The following is a 22,912-nucleotide window of genomic DNA, read 5'->3' on the forward strand; positions in this document are numbered from 1 at the left end:
CTCAACGGGCCACGGCCAGGCAGTAGTTCGCGTCGCCGGCCAGGAGGTTGCGGTGGGTGTCCTGGGCGGTGATGACGCCGTCGTCCAGGACGAGCACCCGGTCGGCGGCGTCCAGGAGGGCCGGACTGCTGGTGATCACGACCGTGGTGCGGCCCCGGCGCAGCTTCGCGACGTTGCGGGCGATGAGCTGCTCGGTGACCGCGTCCACCGCCGTCGTCGGGTTGTGCAGGACCAGCACGTCGGAGTCGGCGGCCAGGGCGCGGGCCAGGGAAAGCCGCTGCCGCTGGCCCCCGGAGAGGTTCGCCCCGCGGTCGCGGACCGCGTAGTCGAGCCCGTCGCGGTGGAGGGCGACGACATCGGTCAGCATGGACGCCTCGACGGCCTCGGCGATCGTCCGGCTCGTTCCCGACGGGTCGATGTTCGTGCGGAGCGTGCCCGCGAAGATCTCCCCGTCGTACGGGTTCACCAGCATGTGCTCGCGGACCGCCTCGACCGACAGGTCCGCCAGCGCCTGTCCGCCGACCCGCACCACTCCCCCGTACGCCTCGGGCGCGACCTTCACCGCGAGGAGCGAGGCGAGGTCGGCCGCCGCGCGCGGCCGGTACGCGGCGATCGCCACGAACTCCCCGGCGGCCACCTCGAACTCCAGCCCGCGCAGCTCCCCGTACCGGACGCCGTCCACCGCCAGGCCGCCGCCCGCCGCCGGGCGTCGCGTCCCGGGAGCCGTCACCGGCTGCGCGGTCAGGACCAGTGCCATCCGCTCGGCCGAGGCGCGCGCCATCATCACGTACTTGGGCATCTCCGAGAACATCTTGAGCGGTTCGATGATGAACTGCGCGAGGCCCACGGCCATGACGAGTTCCCCGATGGTGATCCGGCCGTCGAACGCCAGCCAGCCCGCCGTCAGGGACACGGCGGCGGCGAGCACCGCGTTGAGGGCCAGTGCGGTGCCCGCGTACGCGCCGTTCACCCGGGCGACGGTGATCGCCTGGTGCCGCGCGTCCCTGCTGACCTTCCGGTAGGAGCCGAACGCCGCGTGGTTGCCGCCGAAGCCGTGCAGCGGGCGCAGGCCGGTGATCAGGTCGGCGACCTTCGCACCCGCCCGCGCCACCCGGGCCTGCTGTTCACGGGTACTGGCGCCGATCCGCTTGGACATCACGGCGAGGATCGAGAGGATCGCGACGGTCCCCACGACCACCAGCAGGCCGAGCCGGATGTCGGCCAGACCCAGCGCGAGCGCCGCGACCACCACCGCGACCAGGGAGCTGATCAGCAGCGGCACCACCTCGATGATGTCGGCGGTCTGGTCGGCGTCCTCGGTGGCGATGGTCAGCACCTCGCCGGACTTCAGGTCGATGTCCCTGGCCACCGGCTGGAGCCCGCAGGCAGCCACCTGCACCCGCCAGCGGTGCGCCTCGGTCGTGTTGGCCTTCTGCAGGACGCGCATCCCGAATCGCCACGACAGCGAGACCGTCGTGATGATCACGGCCAGCGCGCCGATCGACAGGCCGAGCCCGGCCGGGCTCCGGTCCTGCATGGTGTGCTCGACGATCAGGCCGAGCGCGATGGGGAAGGCCGTCTCCCCAGCCTGGTACAGGCCCATGAGGACGGTGCCCCGGACCATGGCGCCGACGTTGCGGCCGAGCGCGGTCCGCAGGATCTGGGCCCCCGGCCGGGGCCGCCGTGTGTCAGGAGTTGTCATCGAGGTGGCGCGCAATCGCTTCGGGGGTTCGCAGGGTGAACAGATCACGGATCGTGATCACAGGACCGTACTCGCGGCGGAGCAGCCCGGTCAGCCGCACCGCCAGCATGGAGTGACCGCCGAGGGACACGAAGTCGCTCACCGCGCTCACCTCGTCGTCGTCCAGGTCGAGTGCCTCGGCGAAGTACTCGCACACCACGGTCTCGGTCCCGGTCGCCGGGCCGCGTTCGCCCGCCGTGGTCAGCGCGCCGAGCGGTCTGGCCTCCGGCAGTGCCTTGGTGTCGGCCTTCCCGTTCACGGTCAGCGGGATGCCGTCGACCCGGGCGTAGTGCGTCGGGCGCAGGAAGTCCGGCAGTCCGGCGCCCACTTCGCCGGCGACCTGCGCCAGGTCGGCGCCGTCCAGTACGAGATAGGCGGCCAGCCGGTACGCGCCGTCGACCTGCGGGTCGGGCTGGGCCACCGCGGCGGCGAACCGCACCGCCGGGTGCGCCTGGAACACGGCCTCGACCTCGCCGAGTTCGACCCGGTGTCCGCGGATCTTGACCTGCTGGTCGGTGCGGCCCAGGTACGTCAGGTTCCCGTCGGGCCGGCGGATCACCAGGTCCCCGGTGCGGTACATGCGCTCGCCGGGCGCGCCGAACGGGCAGGCGACGAAGCGGTGCGCGGTCTGGGCGCTCTGCCCGAGGTAGCCGCGGGCGATGCCGATGCCCGATACGTACAGCTCGCCGGGGACCCCGTCGGGCAGCGGGCGCAGCCACGGGTCCAGTACGTACACCTCGGTGTTGTCGATCGCCACGCCCACCACCGGGTCCTGGCACTCGAAGGTGCCGACGCCGAGGGTGTTGATGGTGTACTCGGTGGGCCCGTAGAGGTTGTAGCCGGCCGTTCCCTCTGTCTCGGCGAGCCGCTGCCAGAGCGTCGGGGTGACGGCCTCGCCGCCCAGCAGCACCAGCGCCGGCCGCCGTCCCGGGTCGTCGAGCAGGCCCTCGGCCACCAGCTGCTGGGCGTAGGTCGGGGTCACGTTGATGACGTCGATCGCGTGCTCACCGCAGTACTCGACCAGTCTGGGGGCGTCGCGGCGCAGTTCCTCGTCGCAGATGTGGACCTCGTGACCGTCGGCGAGCCACAGCAGTTCCTCCCACGACATGTCGAAGGCGAACGACACGGTGTGCGCGATGCGGAAGACCCGGTGGTTGTGGTCGGCGAGGACCGGTTCGAAGATCCGCCGCTGGTGGTTGATCAGCATGTTGGTGAGCCCGGCGTACTCGGTCACCACGCCCTTGGGCTTCCCGGTCGAGCCGGAGGTGTAGATCGTGTAAGCGGGGTGGCGCAGGCGGTCCGGGTCGTCCGGCGCGAACGTCACGTACGGATCGGCAGCGGGCAGCGGGCGGTCCAGCTCGATGAGCTCGCCGCTCAGCCGGTGCGACACGGCGCTGACGGTGAGGATCACCGCGGGCCGGGCGTCCGCGACGATCGCCGCGATCCGCTCGTCCGGGTGGTCCAGTTCCAGCGGTACGTAGGCGGCGCCGACGCGCAGTACGGCGAAGAGCGCCACGATCGAGTCGAGGGAGCGCGGGACCGCGAGGCCGACGGCCGTCTCCGGGCCGATGCCGCGCCGGGCGAGCACACCCGCCAACGCCCGGCTGCGAGCCTGGAGTTGGGCGAAGGTCATGGTCGATCCGTGGGCGACGAGCGCGAGCCGTCCGGGATCGCGGTCCGCCGCCCGGTCGAAGCGGTCGACGACGGTGTCCGTGCCGATGTCGGTGCGTTCGGCGGGCCCGGGGTCCGGGGCGAGTCCCGGCAGGGCGCCGACCCGCCCCGTCGACCGGGCGAGGTCCTCCAGTACGCGGAGGTAGTCGTCGAGGAGGCGGCGGGCGCCCGCGAGGTCGCCGTCGCGGTGCTCCAGCTTGACCGTGAACCGGTCGCCGGGCGTGACGACCCAGGTGAACGGGTAGTGCGTGGAGTCGTCGGCCCGCACGGAGGTGATGCCGTGCCGGGTGTTCATCTCGGCGAACGCGTCCAGGTCCAGGAAGTTCTGGAGCACGAACAGGTTGTCGAACAGGGCGTCGTGGCCGGCGGCCCGCTGGATCTCGCCGAGCCCCAGGTGCTCGTGGTCCATCGCCTCGACCCGGGCCGCCTGTACGGCCGACAGGTACCCGCCGACCGTGTCGTCGGGCCGGGCCCGGGTCCACATGGGCACCGTGTTCAGCAGCACACCGACGATGCCGTCGTGGCCCTCGCCCTCCCGGCCCGAGACGGTCACCCCGAACACCGCGTCGGCGCGGCCCGTGCGGGCGCCGAGCAGGAGGCCGAAGGCACCGGTCAGCACCGAGTTCAGGGTGACGCCGTGCGCCCTGGCCGCATTCCGCAGCAGGTCGGAGAGTTCGGCGGACATCGTGTGCGTGAGGGCGTGCGGCAGCTCGTCCGAGAGGACCGGGGCGGGGCCGGCGAGCAGCGTCGGACCGGGCAGCCCCGCCAGGTGCTCCGCCCAGAAGCGGTTCGCCGCCTCCGGGTCCTTGGCGGCGAGCGTCCGGGCGTACTCCTCGAAGCCCGGCACGGCGGGGGCCGGGACCGGCGGTTCGCCCGCCAGGACGGCCTCGTACGCCTCGAACAGGTCCCGCAGCACGATCTCGCGGGACCAGCCGTCCCAGAGCAGCAGGTGGTAGCTGAGCAGCAGGCCGTCCCGGCCGTCGGGCAGCCGCACCACGGTCAGCCGGATCAGCGGCGGCTCGCCCGGGTCGAAGCCCGACTCGCGGTCCCGGGTGCGCAGTTCCTCGGCCTCCGCGTCGCTCGTCGCGGTGACCGTACGGACGTCGACCCGGCGGCCCGCGCCTGGGCCGTGTCCGTGAAGTCCCGTCGTACGCCGCGAGCCAGGCGGGACTTCACGGACACGGCCGAGGACCTGGACCGGGTTTCCGTCGTCGTCCGTGGTGAAGCCGGCGCCCACGACCGGGTGGCGCGCGATCACGTAAGCCATCGCCTCGGCCAGCGCGTCGGCGTCCAGGCGCCGGTCGAAGGTGAACCAGCTCTGTGCGACGTAGTGTCCGGCCGTGCCCGCCATCTGGGCCTGGAAGAACAGGCCCCGTTGGAGCGGGGTGACCGGTGCCGTGCGCTCGGCCGTCGCGGAGGCGTCCGCGATGTGCTCCAGTGCGCCGATCCAGTGCCCGGCGATCTCGTCGGGCATGCCCTCGGCGAGGGTGAACTGCGCGTGCAGGCTCCCGGTGGTGTCGTCGGTCCAGGCGTTGACCTCGACGGCGTACGGGCTGTCGTGTTCGCCGCCGGTGAGGCGCAGGGCCTGGGACTCGCCGCCCCGGCCGAGGTAGTTGAACAGCACCTGCGGGCGGGCGGTCAGCAGCGGGGCCGTCTGCGGGTTGAGGTACCTGAGCCGGCCGTAGGCGACGTGCCCGGACTCGTCCGGCTGGCGTTCGGCGAGCTCGCGCGCCGCCGCGACGGGGTCGGTGTGCGCGGTGAGCCGCACCGGTGCGATGGCGGTGAACCAGCCGACGGTACGGGAGTAGTCGTGGTGCTCCAGGGCCGGGACCCGGCCGTGCCGCTCCAGGTCGATCGCGAGATCGGTGGGGGTGGGCTGGACGCGGGTCAGCGCGGTGCGCAGCGCGCCGCAGAGCAGTTCGGTGAGGCCCACGCCGAGTGCGGCGGGGGCGGTGCGGGTCACCAGGTCGCTCGCCTCGGGGGCGAGTACGACCGTGGTGTCGCGCAGGCCCCGGGCCACGGGCAGCGGCGCGGGCGCCCCGAGCGTGGTGATCCAGTGCCCGAGGCCTTCGGTCTCCTGCACGGCCCGCACCGCCAGCGCCTCGGCGTACTCGGCGTACGACGTGGTCGGCGGAGCCAGGGGCGTACCGCTCATCGCGGCGGCCAGGTCGTCGAGGAGGATCAGCCAGGACACCGCGTCCACGGCGAGGTGGTGCACGGTGACGACCAGGGTCCGGCTCGCCGGCAGCCAGGAGAACGCGATGACGTCCCCGGCTCCGGGATCGAGCCGGCCGGCGGCCTCGTCCGCCGCGGCCGTCGCGTCGGCGGCGTCCGACGGTAGAACGGTGACCTCACGGGCGGGTTCGGTGCGCAGCGCCCAGGCACCGTGCTCGGTGCTCAGCCGCAGCCGGAGCACCGGGTGCGCGGCGACGACGGCGTTCGCGGCGCGCCGGATGTCGGCGAGGCCGATGCCCTCGGCCACCGCCACCGCCCTGGCCTGGGCGAACCGGGCGAGCGATCCGCCCAGTTCGCGCCGGCGCAGGATGATCGGGGTGGCCGGCAGAGGGCCGTCCTCGCGGCGGGCCGGCTCGGACTCGACGGGCTGCGGGGAGCGCGTGCCCAGGTGGCCGGCGAGGGCGCGCGGGGTCTTCAGCAGGAACACGTCCCGGGGTGCGATCGGCAGGCCGAGCGCCCTGGCCCGGTTGATCACGGTGATGGCGACGATGCTGTCGCCCCCGGCGCCGAAGAAGTCGGTGTCGGCGTCCACGGCGACGCCGGGCAGCGTCTCGGCGAAGATGCCGACCAGTGCGGTCAGCGCGGAGTCGCTCGCGGCCACCGGGGTGGTGTCCGCAGTGGCGACCAGGCCGGTGCCCCGCGCGGCAACCGCCGCTCCGTCCTCGGCGGCGCGTTCGGCCAGGGCCTCGCGGTCCAGCTTGCCGTTGACCGTGAGCGGCAGGGCGTCGACCGGCAGTACCCGGCCCGGCACCATGTGCGCGGGCAGCCTGGCGGCCAGCAGGCCGGTGAGGTCATGGGGCGCCCGGCCCACGACGTGCGCGACGAGGTGGTCCCCGCCGTCCGCCACGGTGACGGCCGCATCGACCACGCCGTCGAGTTCCCGGACGGCGGACTCCACTTCGCCAAGCTCGATCCGGAATCCCTTGAGCTGTACCTGGTCGTCGGCCCGGCCGGCGAACTCCAGCTCCCCGCCGAGCGTGCGGCGGGCCAGGTCGCCCGTGTGGTACATGCGGGAGCCGTCGGATGCGAACGGGTTGGCCACGAACCGGCCCGCGGTGAGCCCCGGCCGGCCGAGGTAGCCGAGCGACACCTGGTCCCCGGCGACGTAGATGGCACCCACCCGGCCCGGCGGCACCGGCCGGAGCATGTCGTCGAGCAGATGGACGACCAGGCCGGGGATCGGGCCGCCGATCGGGCTGACTTCGCCGCCGTCGGCGAAGTCCTCGTCGGTCAGCACCCGGTGGGTGACATGGACGGTGGTCTCGGTGATGCCGTACATGTTGACCAGCTCGGGCGCTTCGGTGCCGTGCCGCTCGACCCAGCCTCGCAGCCGCCCGAGGTCCAGCGCCTCGCCCCCGAAGATGATCCGGCGCAGCGCGGTGACGGGTGCGCCCGCGTGCCGGTCGGCCTCGATGAACTGGTAGAACGCCGACGGGGTCTGGTTGAGCACGGTCACCCCGTGCTCGCGGACCAGCCGGTGGAAGTCGACCGGGGAGCGGGTCAGCGCGTACTCCGGCACCAGCAGCTCCGCGCCGTGCGCCAGGGCGCCCCACAGCTCCCAGACCGCGAAGTCGAAGGAGAAGGAGTGGAACTGGACCCATACGTCGTGCGGGCCGAACTCCATGCCGGGCCCGGTGTTCGCGAGGAGCGTCAGCACGGCGGAGTGCGGGACGACGACGCCCTTGGGCCGTCCGGTCGAACCGGAGGTGTAGATCACGTACGCGGGGTCGTGCCGGCCGGTGCCGGGTTCGGTGGTGTCGCGCGGCAGCTCGTCGCCCTGGACGAGCACCCGGGCCTGGACACCCGCCCGGACCAGCAGCCGGGTGAAGCGGTCCCGCTGGTCCCGGTCCACGAGCACGACCTGCGGGGCGGCGTCGGAGAGGATGTACTCCAGCCGCTCGTCCGGGTACGCCAGGTCCAGCGGCACGTACGCGCCGCCCGCGCTGACGACCGCGACCAGGGCGACGACCTGCTCCACGGAGCGCGGCACGGCGACGGCGACCCGCTTGCCGGAGCCGACCCCGGCGGCGCGCAGGACCGAGGCCAACTCGCTTTTCTCTGCGGCCAGTTCACCGTAGGTCAGGGACCGGGTGGTGCCGTCCAGGGCGCACTGGGTGACGGCGGTGGCCGCCGGGTCGCGCCGCGCGGCGGTGTCGAACAGCTCGCCCAGGGTCGCCGGGGAGACCGGCGCCGGGCGGCGGGCGGCGTCCGGGGCCGGTTCGCCGACGAGGGCGTCCGGGCGGTTCAGCAGGGTGGTGAGGGTCTCGGTGAAGGTGCGCAGGATCGCCTCGGCGCCCGCCTCGCGCAGCAGCTCCCCGTCGTAGATGAGGTTGAAGCGCGGCCGGCCGTCGGGGGTGCGCTCCGCCACCAGCGTCAACGGGTAGTGCGGGGCGCCCTCGTTGACGATGCCGGTGATGGTCAGGGTGTCGTCGGGCCCGCGCAGTGCGTCCACGTCCGTCGCGACGTCGAAGACCACCAGGGTGTCGAACAGGGGGCCGGTGCCCGCCTGGCGGGCGATCCCGGCCAGCGAGACATGCTGGTGCGCCAGCACCGTGCTCTGGTGTTCCTTCACCGCGGCGAGCAGCTCGCGTGCCGTGGTCTCTCCGGTCCACCTGGCTCGCACGGGGATCGTGTTGATGAACAGGCCCACCATGTCCCCGATGCCGGGTATTTCGGCGTCACGGCCCGAGACGGTGGATCCGAAGACCACGTCGCCGCGGTGCAGGATGCCGCCCAGTGTCACCGCCCACGCGCTGTGCACGGCCACGCTCAGGGGCACTCCGGCCGACCGGACGGCTCCGTCGAGGTCGTCGGCGGGCTCGACGGCGATGTCGGCGAACCGTTCGGAAGGGGTGTGCCCTTCGGCGACCAGCGAGGGGCCGGTCAGACCGGCGAGTTCGCCGCGCCACACCCGCTCGCTCTCGTCCTGGTCGCGTCCGGCGAGCCGGCTCACGTAGTCGCGGTAGCCGCCGAGCGGGTACACGGTGCCCGGCGCGTGGTACTCGGCCAGCAGCGTGCGGAGCATCGGCGGGACGGACCAGCCGTCGGCGATGATGTGGTGCACGGTCTGCACCAGTACCTTGCGCCCGGAGCCGGTGCGGATGAGCGTGTAGCGCATCAACGGCCCGGTGGCCAGGTCGAATCCGGCGCGGCGGTCGCGCTCGGCGTGCTCGCGGATCTCCTCGTCGGTGAGGTGGGGGCGGTCCAGCGTGGTGAAGGGCGCCGCCGTGCCGCTTTCGAGTACGGAGACGACCCGGCCGTCGGCGAGCGCGGTGAACCGGGCCGCCAGGTTGGGGTACAGCGCGAGCAGCCGGGTGGCCGCAGTGGCGAGCCGGTCGGCGTCCACGTCGCCGTCCAGGGTCAGCAGCTGCTGTTCGACGTAGCTGCCCGTGGCGTCGTCGTCGAAGACCGAGTGGAAGTACAGGCCCTCCTGCAGCGGTGTCAGCGGCAGGACGTCGAGCAGCGCCGGGCCGTCCAGGTCGTCGACGTCGGCCTGGGTGAGCCGTACCAGCGGGAAGTCGCTGGGGGTGTGGCCGCCCTCTTCGAGCGCGGCCAGGGCGGTCAGGGCGGACCGGAAGTACTGGCCGAGGGTGGTGATGTCCGCGTCGGTGAACATCCCCTCGGGCCAGGAGATGGTGGTGACCAGCCGGAATTCGCCGCTCGCGTCGGGTTCGGCGATCGCGTTGAATTCCAGGGCGCGCGGCAGGCGCATCCTCGGGTCGCGCTTCTCGCCCAACTGTCCGGTGGCTCCAGTGAGTTGCCAGTCGCCTCCGGTGCCCGCGTCGAATCGGCCCAGGTAGTTGAAGAGCACCTGGGGTGCGGGGGCGGCCGGCCCGGACTCGGTGAGGTGGCGCAGGACGCCGTAGGGGAGGCCGTTGCCGGGCACCCGGGCGAGGTCCTCCTTGACCGCCTTGAGGGCGGCGGCCAGGTACGCGGGGGCGGCGAGGTCGGCTGCCGTGCCGGGGTCCACGGTCACCGGGAACAGCGTGGTGAACCAGCCCACGGTCCGGGAGAGTTCCGGATCAAAGCCGGCCGCGTCCGCCACGAACCGTCCCTCGCGGCCGTGTCCTTCCAGTTCGATGTGGGCGAAGGTCTGGTCCTGGCCGCGGTCGCGGCGCCATCGGGCGAGGGTGACGGCGAGCGCGGTCAGCAGTACGTCGTTGACGCCCGCGTGGAACCTCGCGGGAACGGTGCCGAGCAGCGCGGCCGTGTCCTCGGGTCCGATGTCGACGGTCCGCGTGCGTTCCCGGGCGACGGTGTCGGAGTCCGTCAGGGGGCGCCTGCCCAGCGGCGTGTCCGCTCCCGGCAGCGGCCGCTCGAAGTGGGCGCGGTCCGCTTCGAAGGACGTACGTTCCAGCAGCTGGGTCCAGCGCCTGAACGACGTTCCCACGGCGGGCAGTCGGACCGGATTTCCGGAGGCGTACTGCTGCCACGCCGTGGCCAGGTCGTCCATCAGGACCCGCCAGGACACCCCGTCGATCACGACGTGGTGGGCGACCAGGACGAGTTGCCGCGCCTCGCGGCGCCACACGGCGCGCAGCATCACACCGCGGTCCGGGTCGAGCCCCTCGGTGGCGAGCTCCACGCACTCCGCCAGTGGCCGGTCGCTCTCCTGCCACCCGGCGGCGGCCCGTCCGGCCTCGGGGATGTCGAAGCTCCACCGCTCGCCGCGCACCAGCCTGGCGCGGAGCATGTCGTGCCGCTCAAGCACCGCGGCGAGGATCTCGTCGAGCGCTTCGGCACTCAGCTGTGCCGGTGTGTTGAGCACGACGGACTGCACGAAGCCGTCGATGGCGTCGGTGGTCCGGCCGAGCCACTGCACGATGGGCGATCCCACGACAAGGCCGGTCGCGACATCGCCGTGGTCCGCGGCGGACACCTCCTCACGGCTCGCCACCGCGGCCAGTGCCCCGAGAACGCTGTGGGTGAAGATCTGCCGTGCGGTTACGTGGAGACCGGCCTCCCGCAGCGCGCCGAGCAGCGAGATCGCCAGGATGCTGTCGCCGCCGAGCCGGAAGAAGTCCTGGTCGGTACCGGCCTGCTCCAGACGCAGCACCGACGCGACGGCCGCGCACACCACCCGCTCGTTCTCGGTGGCGGGTGCCACGACGGGACCGGTGCCGATCGCGGGCTCCGGCAGGGCGCCCCGGTCGAGCTTGCCGTTCGCGGTGAGCGGGAACTCCTTCATCACGACGAGGTGGGCGGGCACCATGTACTCCACCATGTGCCCGGTGGCCCAGGCCCTGACGTCGTCGGCCCGCAGGTCCTCGTGGCCGGCGGCCGGGATCACGTACCCCACCAGGTAGGTGCCGCCCGCCGCGTTCTTCTTCGCGACGACGCAGCTGTGCCGTACCCCGGGGTGCTCCGCGAGGCCGGCCTCGACGTCCTCGGTCTCCAGCCGCATGCCGCGGATCTTGATCTGGTTGTCGGCGCGGCCGAGGAAGTCCAGCGACCCGTCCGGGGCGAAACGGGCCAGGTCACCGGTCCGGTACAGCCGGGACCCGTCGTCGGCGAAGGGGTTCGCCACGAACCGGGCGGCGGTCAGGCCGGGTGCGTTGACGTACCCGCGTCCCAGGAGGAGTCCGCCCGCGTACAGCTCGCCGCCGACCCCGACGGGGACCGGGCGCAGCTCGTCGTCGAGCACGTACAGCTGGGTGTTGGGGTTGGCCTTCCCGATCGAGGTCGACAGGCGTTCGGCCTCGCCCCGGTAGATGACGTGGGAGACACCGATGGTCGTCTCGGCCGGGCCGTAGCCGTGGTACAGCGGGATGTCGAGCCGGGTGCGGAACCGCTCGTACAGCTCGGGGGTCAGCACCTCGCCGCCGCACCACACGTGGCGCAGGCTGTCCAGGCGGCCGGAGTCTCCCGCGATCTCCAGCAGCACGTCCAGCATCGACGACACCAGGTAGGTGAAGGTGACCCGGTGCTCGGCGATCACGCTCAGCAGGTGGTGCGGGTCGCGTTCGCCGCCGGGCCGCAGGATCACCAGCCTGCCGCCGGATACCAGGGGCAGGAAGATCTCGTTGATGGAGATGTCGAAGGACAGCGGCGCCTTGAACAGCGACGCGTCGTCGTGGCCGAAGCCCAGGATCTCGTCGACCTGCCACAGCAGGCGCTCGCTGATCGCCTCGTGCCGGATCATGGCGCCCTTGGGCCGTCCGGTCGAACCGGACGTGAAGATCACGTACGCCAGGGCCGTGCCGGGGACGCTCGCTTCCGGCCCCTGAACGGGCTGGTCGCCGAAGCGCCAGTCGTCGAGGTCGACGGCCACGGCGTCCGGTTCACCCGCTCCGTGCTCGCCGGAGTCGTTGAGCTGGAGCACGGCGCGGGCGTCCTCGACGACGACGGCGCGGCGCGCGGCGGGCCACTGCGGATCGAGCGGCACGAACGCGCCCTTCGCCCGCAGCACGGCGAGGAGCCCGATGACCATCTCCGCCGAGCGGCCCAGCGAAATGCCGACGACCTGTTCGGAGGTGAGCCCGCGTTCGATCAGGTGGTGGGCCAACTGGCTGGAGTACTCATCTGCTTGACGATACGTCAGCGAGCGGTGCTCATCGGTGATCGCGACGGCGTCCGGCCTGCTGCGCGCCTGCTCCCGGAACATCTCCATGATGGTCGGGCGGACCCGGTCGGCCCGGGTGTCGTTCCACTCGGCCAGGGCTTCGATCCTCGCCGCCGGGCCGGACGGGCCGATGGTGCCGATGGGCCGGTCCGGGAAGTCGGCCAGGTCGTCCAGGGCGAGCTGCGCGTCGGACGGTGCGACGCCGCCGGGGACGGTGATGGTCCGGCCGTCCGGGCCGGCCTCCCAACCCGCGCTCCCGCCACCGCCGTTGTCGACCCAGCCGAGTACGTCGGTGAACCGCGTACCGGGGGTGAGGTCCAGGCCCTCGGGGCCGAGGCCGGTCGCCCAGTACGCCAGTCCGATGGCGCACGCTCCGGCGATGGTCCGGTCGCCGTAGTCGCCGGTCCGCCGGCGTACGCCGGCCAGGCGAGCGGGTGAGAGCAGCACGTGAGGAGCGCGCGGTTCCGTCATCGAAGACTCAGCATCCTTCCGGGGTATGCAAGTTAGCCTAACCTAACTCAGGGTTACCTAACTACCCTCTCGCCAGGCCCGCCACAGTCGGGCGTACTGGCCGCCCAGAGCCACCAGCTCCCCGTGCGTTCCCTCCTCCACGACGCGCCCCTCGGACAGCACGGCGATCCGGTCCGCCGCCATCGCCTGGGTCAGCCGATGTGCCACGAACAGCGTGGTCCGGCCCGAGCACGCGGCCAGTACGGCCCGCTCCAGCTCCGCGGCGCCCTCGCTGCCCGCCTCCGCGGTCGACTCGTCGAGCACCACCACCGGGGCACGGCCCAACACCAGCCGGGCCAGGGCGATCTGGGCGACCTTGGTGACGTCCAGACGCTCACCGCCCTCGCCGACCATGGTGTTCAGCCCCTCGGGCAGCAGCTCCACCCACCCGTCGGCACCGACCGTGCGCAGCGCCTGCAGCAGCCGTTCGTCGCTCGCCCCGGGCGCGGCCAGCCGCAGGTCCTCGGCGAGGGGACCCGAGAACACGTGCGTCTCCTGCGTCAGGATGCTCACCAGGGCCCGTGCCCCGGCCTCGTCCAGACCGGCGAGGTCCTGCGATCCGATGCGTACCGAACCGGCCTGCGGGGTTCCGGTGCCGGCGATCAGCGCGGCCAGCGTCGACTTGCCCGCGCCCGTCGCCCCCACCAGGGCGAGCGAACCCCCGGCCGGGATGGACAGGTTCACGTCCCGCAGGACCGGATCCTCGGCGCCGGGATAGCTGAAGGTCAGCCCCTGAACGGTCACCGGATAGGGTCCGGCGTCCGCCTGGGCGACGGACACGTCGCCCACCAGCCGGTCCTCCGCGGGCTCCCCCACCACCCCGACCAGGCGGGTGAGGCTCGCGCCCGACTTCTGCGCCTCGTCGAAGGTGAACATGATGGCGCCCAGCGGGGTGAACAGCCGGTGGAACATCAGCGGGGCCGCCGACACCTCGCCCAGGCTGGCGGCGCCGGCCTCCAGCAGGGCGTACCCCACCACGATGATGAGGACCAGCCCGATGAACTCGGCGCGGTTCTCCCGGCCGACGAACCGCCCGAAGAAGCGGAACACCTCGACGCCGTAGTCGCGCACCCGCCACGACTCCTCGGTCACCTTCTCCCGGACGGCGCCCTCCAGGCGGTACGCCCGTACCGTGTCGATCCCGTCGAGACCGCTGATCAGTGCCTGCGCGCGGTCGGCCTGGGCCGCCCGCTGCTTGCGGTAGAGCGGCGCGGAGCGGGGCAGGTACCACCGCAGGGCCAGCGCGTACGCGGGCAGCGCACCGGCGCCGGCCAGGCCGAGCCGCCAGTCCAGTCCGAACATGCCGGCCGTGGCGATGACGACCAGCACGCCCGCCGAGAACACGGTGGGGATGGCCGCCCGGATCCCCTTGGACAGTACGGCCACGTCGTCGCCGACCCGGGACAGCACATCGCCCCGGCCCACCTGTTCGACGCGTGCGCTCGGCATCCCCAGCACCGCGCGGACGGCCGCTTCCCGCAGCCGGGCGAGCAGATCCGCCCCCAGCCGCCCGATCAGGTACGTCGACGCGGCGGTGGCCACCGCGCCGAGCAGCGCGGCGGCCACCATCACCGCCCCGACCGTGACGAGCGCCGAGCGCGGTCCGCCCTCGGTCACCCCGTCGACCACCCGGCTCAGCAGGAGCACGGGGAGCACCTGGAGCGCCGCCCCGGCCACCGTGGTGAGCAGGGTGGAGGCGGTCAGCCACGGGGCCCGGCGGCAGTGCGCCACGACCCAAGCGGTGGCCTCGCCGCCGGTCGCCGTGCGCAGGGTCGCGGGGGCGGCGCGGGTGTCGGTGGCACTCACACGAAGACCGAATCTCTCCGGGGACGGGGCAGTTGGACCGGCATTGCTACTTGACCGACTCGACGAGCTCGTCGATCGCGTACGGCAAGGAAAGCAGGGTTCCCTGGGACATGGCGGCACCGACCGCCGGGCCCTCGCTGTCCAGCAGGTACGAGACCTTGCCGTTCTTGACGGCGGGCAGGTTGGTGAACAGCTCGAACTTCTTCAGTGCGTCCGTGTCCGCCTTGTCGTTGATGACGAAGATGCGGTCGGCGTCGACCAGGTCGACTCGCTCGGGGGACAGCACGGTGAAGAACTTGCCGTCCGCGACCTTGTCGATCTCGGTCCGGTACTTGAAGCCGATGCCCGTGACCAGCCGGCCGCGTACGTCGGTGGAGGTGAACGGCGCGACGGAGTCCTTGTACCAGGACAGCGCCACGGCGGTCTGGTTCGTGAACTCCGGGTGGGCCTTCGCGGCCGTGTCGAGCTTGGCCTGGATGCCCTTCACCATCTCCTTGCCCTCGGCCTCCTTGCCGAGTGCCTTGGCGATGTGCACCGCGTTGTCCTGCCACGGCGCACTGAAGGGCTCCTTCTCGGCCTTGGTGCGGCCCACCGTCGGAGCGATCTTGGAGAGCTTCTCGTAGGCGGCCTTGTCGATCTCGGAGTACACCGCGATGATCAGGTCCGGCCGCAGCGAGGCGATCTTCTCGTAATTGGGGCCCGAGTCACCGTTGTTCATGATGACCTCGGGGCGGGTGTCGCCCCACTTGTCCTTGACCCAGGGCCACTGGGTGTTGATGTCGGGGGACTTGCCCGCCGGGTTCGGGTACTGGTCGACCATGCCGACCGGCTTGATGCCGAACGCCAGAATGGCCTGGTCGTCCGTGTAGCCCACGGAGACGACGCGCTTCGGGGCCTTGGTGATCTCCGTGGACCCGAATGCGTGCTCCACGGTAACCGGGAACGCACCGGAGGCGGCGGCCGGGGCGTCCTCGCCCTTCTTGTCCGCCGAGTCGGAACCGCACCCGGCGAGGAGGCCGACGCCGAGCGTCGCGGCGGACAGTGTCGCCGCCACCCGCCGCCAGGGCTTCACACGCGTCGTTCGATGGAGAAGCATCCGGAATCCCTTGCTTTCACACGGCCCACTGCACCTCGTTGTAAGGGCAGCCAAACCTTATCTCGCACAAGTGAGGCCAGCCTAGCCTAACTTTCGAACTTTCCCTTGTCGGGCATGACTTGGGTGTACGCCCCCGGTCGCCGGGCCCTACGGGTCGAGCCGGACATGCGTACGGCCGATCGGCACGATGAGCGGCCGGTCGCCCACCGGGTCGTCGATGACCGTGGCGTGCAGCCCGAACGCCTCGCGCAGCAGCTCGGCGGTGATCACCTCGCGCGGGTGCCCCTGCGCCAGGACGGAACCCTCCCGCATCACGATCAGGTTGTCGCTGTAACGCGTCGCCAGATTGAGGTCGTGCAGCACCATGACCACGGTGCACCCCGACTCGTGCAGGTCGTCCACCAGGTCGAGCACATCGATCGCGTGCGCCAGGTCCAGATAGGTGGTCGGCTCGTCCAGCAGCAGCAGGTCGGTCCCCTGGGCCAGGGTCATCGAGATCCAGACACGCTGGCGCTGTCCGCCGGAGAGCGAGTCGACCGGACGGTCGGCCAGTTCGGACACCCCGGTCATGGCCAGCGCGCGTTCCACGACGCCGGCGTCGTCCGAGGACCACTGCCGCAGCCAGCTCTGGTGCGGATGGCGCCCCCTGGCGACCAGGTCGGCCACGGTCAGCCCCTCCGGGGCGACCGGCGCCTGCGGCAGCAGACCGAGCTTCTTGGCCACGTCCCTGGTCCGGAGCCTGCCGATGTCCTCGCCGTCCAGCACGACCGTCCCCCCGGACGGCTTCAGCAGCCGGGTCAGGGTACGCAACAGGGTGGACTTGCCGCAGCCGTTGGGGCCGATGATCGTGGTGATCACCCCCGAGGGGATCGCCACGTCGAGGGCGTCGATGACCGTCCGGCCGCCGTACCCGACCGTGACGCCCCTGGCTGCCAGCCGTGACGCTTCCCCGGCCCCGGCTTCGGCCTCGGCCTCGGTCCCGGTGGTGAACTGAGTGGCCACGGGCCCCCCTTGTCTGGGTCTGTTCTGCATTCTTTCCGCCTACCTGAGATTCGCCCGCACCAGCAGGTAGATGAGGAACGGGCCACCGATCGCGGCGGTGACCACACCGACCGGGAGGGTGATCGGCAGCGCCGTGCGCGCGACCAGGTCCGAGCCGATCAGCAGCACCGCGCCCACCAGGCCGGAGGCCACCATCGGGGGCGTCGGGAACCTCGCCAGACGCATCGCCACCTGCGGCGCCACCAGGGCGACGAACGGCACCGGGCCCGCCGCGCTCACCGCCAGTGCGGCCAGCAGGACCGCGCACAGCAGCAGGACCGCCCGCACTCGCGAGTACCGGACACCCAGGCCGGCGGCGACCTCGTCGCCGAGATGCATCGGTCTGAACTGGAACGCGACCGCGGCCACGACCACCACGAGGACGAGCGTGCACCAGAACGCCACCCGGACCTCGTCCCACGACCGGCCGTCCAGCGAACCGACCAGCCACGACTGGGCCCTGGCCACGTCCCTGATGTCGGCGGAGACCAGCAGCCAGGTGGTGATCGCCTCCATCACGGCGCTCACCGAGATCCCGATGAGGATGAGCCGGAAACCGTCGATCCCACGCCGCCAGGCCAGGAAGTACACCAGCAGTCCCGTGCCGAGTCCGCCCGCGAGCGCCGCCGCGGGCAGGCCCACCGAGCCGGTGACCGCCGCGGCCGCCCCGCCCGACACAGTCACCAGGAAGACCGCGACCGCGCCCGCTCCCCCGGTGATGCCCAGAATGTCCGGGCTGGCCAGCGGATTGCGTGCGACGGACTGCGTGATCGCCCCGGACATGCCCAGCGCGAACCCCACGACGAGACCGGCCAGGGCGCGCGGCATCCGCAGATCCATGATCACGAACTCGTCGACCTGTTCGCCCCGGCCGAGGATCGTGGCGATCACCCGGGGCAGCCCGATGGGGAAGTCCCCCACACCGATGGAGAGGCAGAACACCAGGAAGGCGCCCGCCGCCAGCAGCAGGGTGACCAGGACGAGCCAGGGCCGCCATACGAACGAAACCTGGCCGATCCGTACGCCGGGCGCCACCGATGGGTTCATGTCCGTCCCGTTCATGCGCTCCTGAACTTTCCTCGCCACACCAGAACCGCGAAGAACGGGGCGCCGAGAAGGGCGACCACGACACCCGCGTCCAACTCGCCCGGACGCACCACCAGCCGCCCCGCGATGTCGCAGACCAGCAGGACGACGGAGCCGAGCAGACCCGCGTACGGCACCAGCCAGCGGTAGTCTGGCCCGGTCAGGTACCGGGCCACATGGGCCACCATGAGCCCGAGGAAGGCGATCGGGCCGCACGCCGCCGTGGCCGCGCCCGCCAGCAGGGTGATGGCGACGATGCCGACGGTCCGGCTCAGCGCGATGTTCACGCCCAGCCCCCGCGCCACGTCGTCGCCCAGGTTGAGCAGGTTGAGGGCGGGCAGGGTGATCAGGGCCAGCACCAGTCCGACCGCGATGAACAGGGTGACCGGCCGGATGACGTCGAATCCGACACCGGCCACGGAGCCCGCGTTCCAGAACCGCAGCGCGTTCAGCGACTTCTGGTCGGAGAGCGCGACCGCGGTGGTCATCGCCGCGAGGAAGACCGTGAGCCCCTGCCCTGCCAGGGCGAGCGTCAGCGGGTTGCCCGCGCCCCGGCCGATGCTGGCGAGGCCGAAGACCACGACTCCGGCGACCGCCGCCCCGAGAAAGGCGAACCAGACGTACTGGAACGGGTTCGCGAGCCCGAGGACCGCGACCACCGAGACCACCGCGAACGAGGCGCCGGCGTTCACCCCCAACAGCCCCGTGTCGGCGATGGGGTTGCGGGTGTATCCCTGGATCAGCGCGCCGCCGACGCCCAGGGCGAGGCCCGCCACGATCGCGAGCACCGTCCGGGGCACCCGCACGGTCTGCACGATGAGCCTGACCTCGGTGAGCCGCCGGTCGGCCTCGGGCGCCGTGAACAGCCCGTGCCAGACCTCGGCGGGGCTCAGCGCGCGCGCACCGACGGCCAGCGACAGGGCCGCCGCGACCACCAGGACGACCACGAGCACACCCAGACCCACGACCCGCCGCCGGCGGGCCCGATTCGTGCCCCCGGGTGCGGGGCGCTCAACTTCGGTCGTGCGCATCTCGATGTCCGTCATCCCTCATGATCCGCCGGGGCCGCGCATCCTGCCCCGCACCTCACGCGTGCGTACCGGTGCCGTCGGCGACCGGACGGGCCTCGTCGGAGGCGGACTTGACGCCCCGGTCCAGGAGCGAGTCCAGGATCTCCCCGACCCGTATCGCGGTGTTCGACAGCAGGGACGTCGTGATGCCGTGCGTGTGCTCCGTGCCGCCCTGGAGGTAGATGCCGCAGCGCAGTTCGGGGCCGGTCGAGACGCGGTAGTCGCGCTCGACCCGGACCCGGCCCGCGTCGTCGCGCAGGCAGTGGCCGGCGACCTCGCCGAGGAGGCCGAGCGGGTCGGCGGGGCTGTAACCGGTGGCGAAGACCACGACGTCCGCGTCCAGGAGCGTCTCCTCGCCCGTGACGAGGGAGTTCACGGTGGTGCGGACGCCGTCGGGCGTCTCCTCGACCCCGGTGACCCGGGAGACGTTGAGGAACCGCAGCCGTTCGGTGCCGAGGACCTTCTCCTGGTACATCTGCCGGTACAGGTCGTCGATCAGGTCGATGTCCACCACGGAGTAGTTGGTGTTGCCGTGGTAGGCCATCAGCCGGGTCTTCACGCTCTCGGGCGCGGCGAAGTAGTCGTCGACGGCGCCGGGGTCGAAGATCCGGTTGGCGAAGCTGCTGTCGTCGGCGGGGCTGTAGCCGTAGCGGGAGAAGACCGCGCACACCTCGGCCTCGGGGAAGCGGCGGTGCAGGTAGGCGACGTTCTCGGCGGCGCTCTGGCCGGCGCCCACGACGACGAACCGCGAGGGCGAGGCGGCTTCGAGGCCGTCGACCTTCCGCAGCAGATCGGAGTTGTGCCAGACCCGCTCGCCGCGCTCCACACCCTCCGGCATGAGGGGGCGCAGCCCGGTTCCGACGACGAGGTTGCGGGCCCGGTGGACCGAGAGGCCCTGTGCCGAACGGACGGTCACGTCCAGGTACTCCACGGCGCCGTCCTGGACGACGGGCGTGACGGAGACGACCTCGTGTCCGTAGGAGACCATGTCGTCGACCTTGGCCGCGGCCCACTCGAAGTAGTCGTGGAACTCGACCCGCAGCGGGAAGAGGTTCTTGTGGTTGATGAAGTCGATCAGCCGGCCCTTGCTCTGCAGGTAGCAGAGGAAGCTGTACTCGCTGGCCGGGTTCCGGAGCGTCACCAGGTCCTTGAGGAAGGACACCTGCATGGTGGCGTCGTCGATCAGCATGCCGCGGTGCCAGCCGAAGCTCTGCTGCTGCTCGAAGAAGTGAGCGGTGACCGACTCCTGCCTGCCGACGCGGGTGTTGTGTTCACTCAGCGCGATCGCCATCGCCACATTGGAGGGGCCGAAGCCGATGCCGATCAGGTCGTGGACCAGTGGTGCGTCGCCAGGAAGAACCTGTGACATGTCACTCCCATCGTGCGGGAAAGCCGCCTGTCAGGCGTAGGAAAGATGCGAGAGGCGGGCATGCCGAACAGGCCACCCGACCAAACTTAGGTGAGCCTAAGCTAATCACATGACGTTGTCGATAGGTCAAGCCGGCAGCCGGCGCCACCGATCGACCTGAGGGTCCGTCAATGAAGGCCCGAAATCGCCCTGTTGCAAACTAAGGTAAGCCTTGCTTTACTTACCGCCGGTCCATCCCTGCCCTGAGGAGGAACCCCATGCGGGTCGTCATGTTCGGTTACCAGACCTGGGGGCACCGCACCCTGCAAGCCCTCCTGGACTCCGAGCACAGTGTGGAACTGGTCGTGACGCACCCCAGGAGCGAGCACGCGTACGAGAAGATCTGGAGCGACTCGGTCGCCGATCTCGCCGAGGAGCACGGCGTCCCGGTGCTGATCCGCAACCGTCCCGACGACGACGAGCTGTTCGAGCGCCTCAAGGAGGCCGATCCGGACATCATCGTCGCCAACAACTGGCGCACCTGGATCCCGCCGCACATCTTCGGCCTCCCGCGCCACGGCACGCTGAACGTCCACGACTCGCTGCTGCCGAAGTACGCCGGCTTCTCCCCGCTGATCTGGGCGCTGATAAACGGCGAGTCCGAAGTGGGCGTCACCGCGCACATGATGGACGACGAGCTCGACGCCGGTGACATCGTCCGGCAGGAGGCCGTCGCGGTCGGACCGACGGACACCGCCACCGACCTCTTCCACAAGACCGTCGACCTCATCGCCCCGGTCACCATCGGAGCGCTCGGCCTCATCGCCGCCGGGCAGACGGAGTTCACCAAGCAGGACCGGTCCCGGGCGAGCTTCTTCCACAAGCGCGCCGCCGAGGACATCCGCATCGACTGGAACTGGCCGGCCGAGGACCTCGAACGCCTGGTCCGCGCCCAGTCGGAGCCGTACCCCAGCGCCTTCACCTTCCACCGGGGCAAGCGGCTCGAAGTCCTCGCCTCGGTGGTGTCCCGGGGCCGTTACGGCGGCACGCCCGGACGCATCTTCTACCGCGAGGGCGAGGGCGTGGTGATCGTCGCCGGAGCCGACGCGCGCACCGGCCGCAACCACGGCCTGGCCATCACCCGCGTACGGACCGAGGACGGCCGGGAGCTGCCCGCGACGGAGTACTTCACCTCCATGGGCGGCTACCTGACCAACCGCCCCTGACCGGGACGCGGCCCGAGGGCGACACCGCTGAATCCGTAAAACGCCGGGCGGGCCGACGGAAGAGATTCCGTCGGCCCGCCCGGGGTTCGCTAGATGTTGACGTGCTGTCAGAAGGGCTTGGTCGGGAGGTACTTGCCGTCCAGGGTAATGACGGCGCGCTCGCCACCCTCGGGGTCGGCGACCTTCTTGACGTCGAGCTTGAAGTTGATCGCGGAGATGATTCCGTCGCCGAACTGCTCGTGGACCAGGGCCTTGAGGGTGGTGCCGTAGACCTGGAGCATCTCGTAGAAGCGGTAGATGGTCGGGTCGGTGGGGATGCCGCCGGGGATCGAGCCGCGGGTCGGGATGGTCTGGAGCAGCATGGCCGCGTCCTCGTCCAGGCCGAGGAGCTCGGCGACGGCCTCGGCGGAGGCGGCCGGGAGGGCGTGCTGGCCGAGGACGGCGGCGGTGACGAACGCGACGGACAGTCCGGCGGCGTCCGCGATCTGCTGCCACGACAGGTCCTTGCGGACCTTGGCCTCGACGGCGGCGGCGGCGAGCAGCTGGCGGGCGGTGGGGTCGAACTGGGCGTGCACCATGGGGTGTTTCCTTTCGTGGGTGCCGCTCGCCGAAGTGGGGGGAGGCGGGAGCGGCGGGTACGGGGTGAGGAGTGATCCCGGATGCCGGTGGGGCGGCGGGGATCAGGTCTGTGGGGCCGGTGGTCAGGCCGCGAGGGCGGCGGGCCGGCCGGTGACGTCGAGTTCCTCGACGGTGCCGGTGGGGATGTCGTAGACCCAGCCGCGCAGGGTGACCGCGCCCGCGGCCCTTGCGCGGGCCACCGAGGGGTGGGTGGCCAGGTTGGCCAGTTGGGCGAGCACGTTCTCGCGCACCAGCGCGGCCACGTCCTGCTCGTCGGCGGCGGTGCGGGCGACCGAGGCGTCGGCGTGGCGCAGCCAGTCGGCGACCGCGGGTGCGCCGGAGAGGTCCTGGCGTTCGGCCAGGGCGGTCATCGCGCCACAGGCCGAGTGCCCGCACACCACGATCTCCTGCACGCCCAGGACGGCGACCGCGTACTCGATGCTGGCCGCGATGCCGTCCGGTGCGGGGGTGTAGGCGGGTACGAGGTTTCCGGCGGTGCGGACGACGAAGAGCTCGCCCGGCTCGCTGCTGGTGATCAGCTCCGGCACCACACGGGCGTCCGAGCAGCTGATGAACAGTGTCGACGGACGGTGGGTGTCGGCCAGGTGGGCGAAGAGCTCCGCCTTGGCCGGGAAGACATCGCGCTGGAAAGTGCCGACACCTTCGGCGAGGTCGTACATGCTCACTCCTCTCGGTCGCTGCCGGCCCCGTTGGACTGACGTAATCCACCATGCACGACCAGCCCCTATAGAGTCCAAGACTCAATGTCGATCACATTGATCGATGACATCTATGGCTTGTGCGGGATGCCGGGCGCCGTACGCTTCCGTGTCGCTCCCGCCGCGCGTGCCGGGCGGGGTCAACCGATCGGTTGACCCAGGGGTCCTCCGGGCGGAAGCCGA

The 22,912-nt window shown here is 71.7% G+C and carries 11 protein-coding genes; 1 reads left to right on the top strand and 10 read right to left on the bottom strand.

Annotation, left to right across the window (positions count from 1 at the left end; all coding sequences use genetic code 11):
- Nucleotide 1: 1 nt before the first annotated feature.
- The 8 genes from ACFYY7_RS05220 to ACFYY7_RS05255 all read right to left on the bottom strand — a co-directional run bounded on the left by ACFYY7_RS05220 (nt 2) and on the right by ACFYY7_RS05255 (nt 20,187).
- Nucleotides 2-1,702, bottom strand: coding sequence for an ABC transporter ATP-binding protein (locus ACFYY7_RS05220; protein WP_388657273.1), 1,701 nt, complete (start codon nt 1,700-1,702; stop codon nt 2-4).
- Entirely contained in the window at nt 1,689-12,680 is a 10,992-nt protein-coding gene (locus ACFYY7_RS05225) for an amino acid adenylation domain-containing protein (protein ID WP_388657276.1), read from the bottom strand. Before ACFYY7_RS05225 ends, ACFYY7_RS05220 begins: the two co-directional genes overlap by 14 nt.
- 57 nt (nt 12,681-12,737) lie before the next feature.
- Nucleotides 12,738-14,525 (bottom strand): ABC transporter ATP-binding protein, encoded by a 1,788-nt coding sequence (locus tag ACFYY7_RS05230; protein WP_388657279.1) that lies wholly within the window; start codon nt 14,523-14,525, stop codon nt 12,738-12,740.
- A gap of 46 nt (nt 14,526-14,571) precedes the next feature.
- A complete protein-coding gene (locus ACFYY7_RS05235; protein ID WP_388657282.1) occupies nt 14,572-15,621 on the bottom strand; it encodes an iron-siderophore ABC transporter substrate-binding protein in 1,050 nt (349 codons plus the stop codon).
- A gap of 147 nt (nt 15,622-15,768) precedes the next feature.
- Nucleotides 15,769-16,623, bottom strand: a complete 855-nt coding sequence (locus tag ACFYY7_RS05240) for an ABC transporter ATP-binding protein (protein WP_388657285.1) — start codon at nt 16,621-16,623, stop codon at nt 15,769-15,771.
- A gap of 39 nt (nt 16,624-16,662) precedes the next feature.
- Entirely contained in the window at nt 16,663-17,724 is a 1,062-nt protein-coding gene (locus tag ACFYY7_RS05245) for a FecCD family ABC transporter permease (RefSeq protein ID WP_388657286.1), read from the bottom strand.
- Nucleotides 17,721-18,779 (bottom strand): FecCD family ABC transporter permease, encoded by a 1,059-nt coding sequence (locus ACFYY7_RS05250; protein WP_388658366.1) that lies wholly within the window; start codon nt 18,777-18,779, stop codon nt 17,721-17,723. Before ACFYY7_RS05250 ends, ACFYY7_RS05245 begins: the two co-directional genes overlap by 4 nt.
- 55 nt (nt 18,780-18,834) lie before the next feature.
- Nucleotides 18,835-20,187 carry a lysine N(6)-hydroxylase/L-ornithine N(5)-oxygenase family protein gene (locus ACFYY7_RS05255; RefSeq protein ID WP_388657288.1) on the bottom strand — a complete coding sequence of 451 codons (1,353 nt, stop codon included), beginning with the start codon at nt 20,185-20,187 and terminating at the stop codon, nt 18,835-18,837.
- Nucleotides 20,188-20,444: 257 nt separating this feature from the next.
- Here ACFYY7_RS05255 and ACFYY7_RS05260 point away from each other — a divergent pair, with 257 nt between their 5' ends.
- Complete coding sequence (locus ACFYY7_RS05260) at nt 20,445-21,392, top strand: methionyl-tRNA formyltransferase (protein ID WP_388657290.1); 948 nt, start codon at nt 20,445-20,447, stop codon at nt 21,390-21,392.
- Nucleotides 21,393-21,499: 107 nt separating this feature from the next.
- Here the strand turns inward: ACFYY7_RS05260 and cynS are convergent, their stop codons facing one another.
- Complete coding sequence (gene cynS, locus ACFYY7_RS05265; RefSeq protein ID WP_376308441.1) at nt 21,500-21,970, bottom strand: cyanase; 471 nt, start codon at nt 21,968-21,970, stop codon at nt 21,500-21,502.
- A gap of 123 nt (nt 21,971-22,093) precedes the next feature.
- Entirely contained in the window at nt 22,094-22,690 is a 597-nt protein-coding gene (locus ACFYY7_RS05270) for a carbonic anhydrase (RefSeq protein ID WP_388657293.1), read from the bottom strand.
- Nucleotides 22,691-22,912 lie beyond the last annotated feature (222 nt).

This window comes from Streptomyces sp. NPDC001933 (genome assembly GCF_042890955.1).
Classification (GTDB): domain Bacteria; phylum Actinomycetota; class Actinomycetes; order Streptomycetales; family Streptomycetaceae; genus Streptomyces.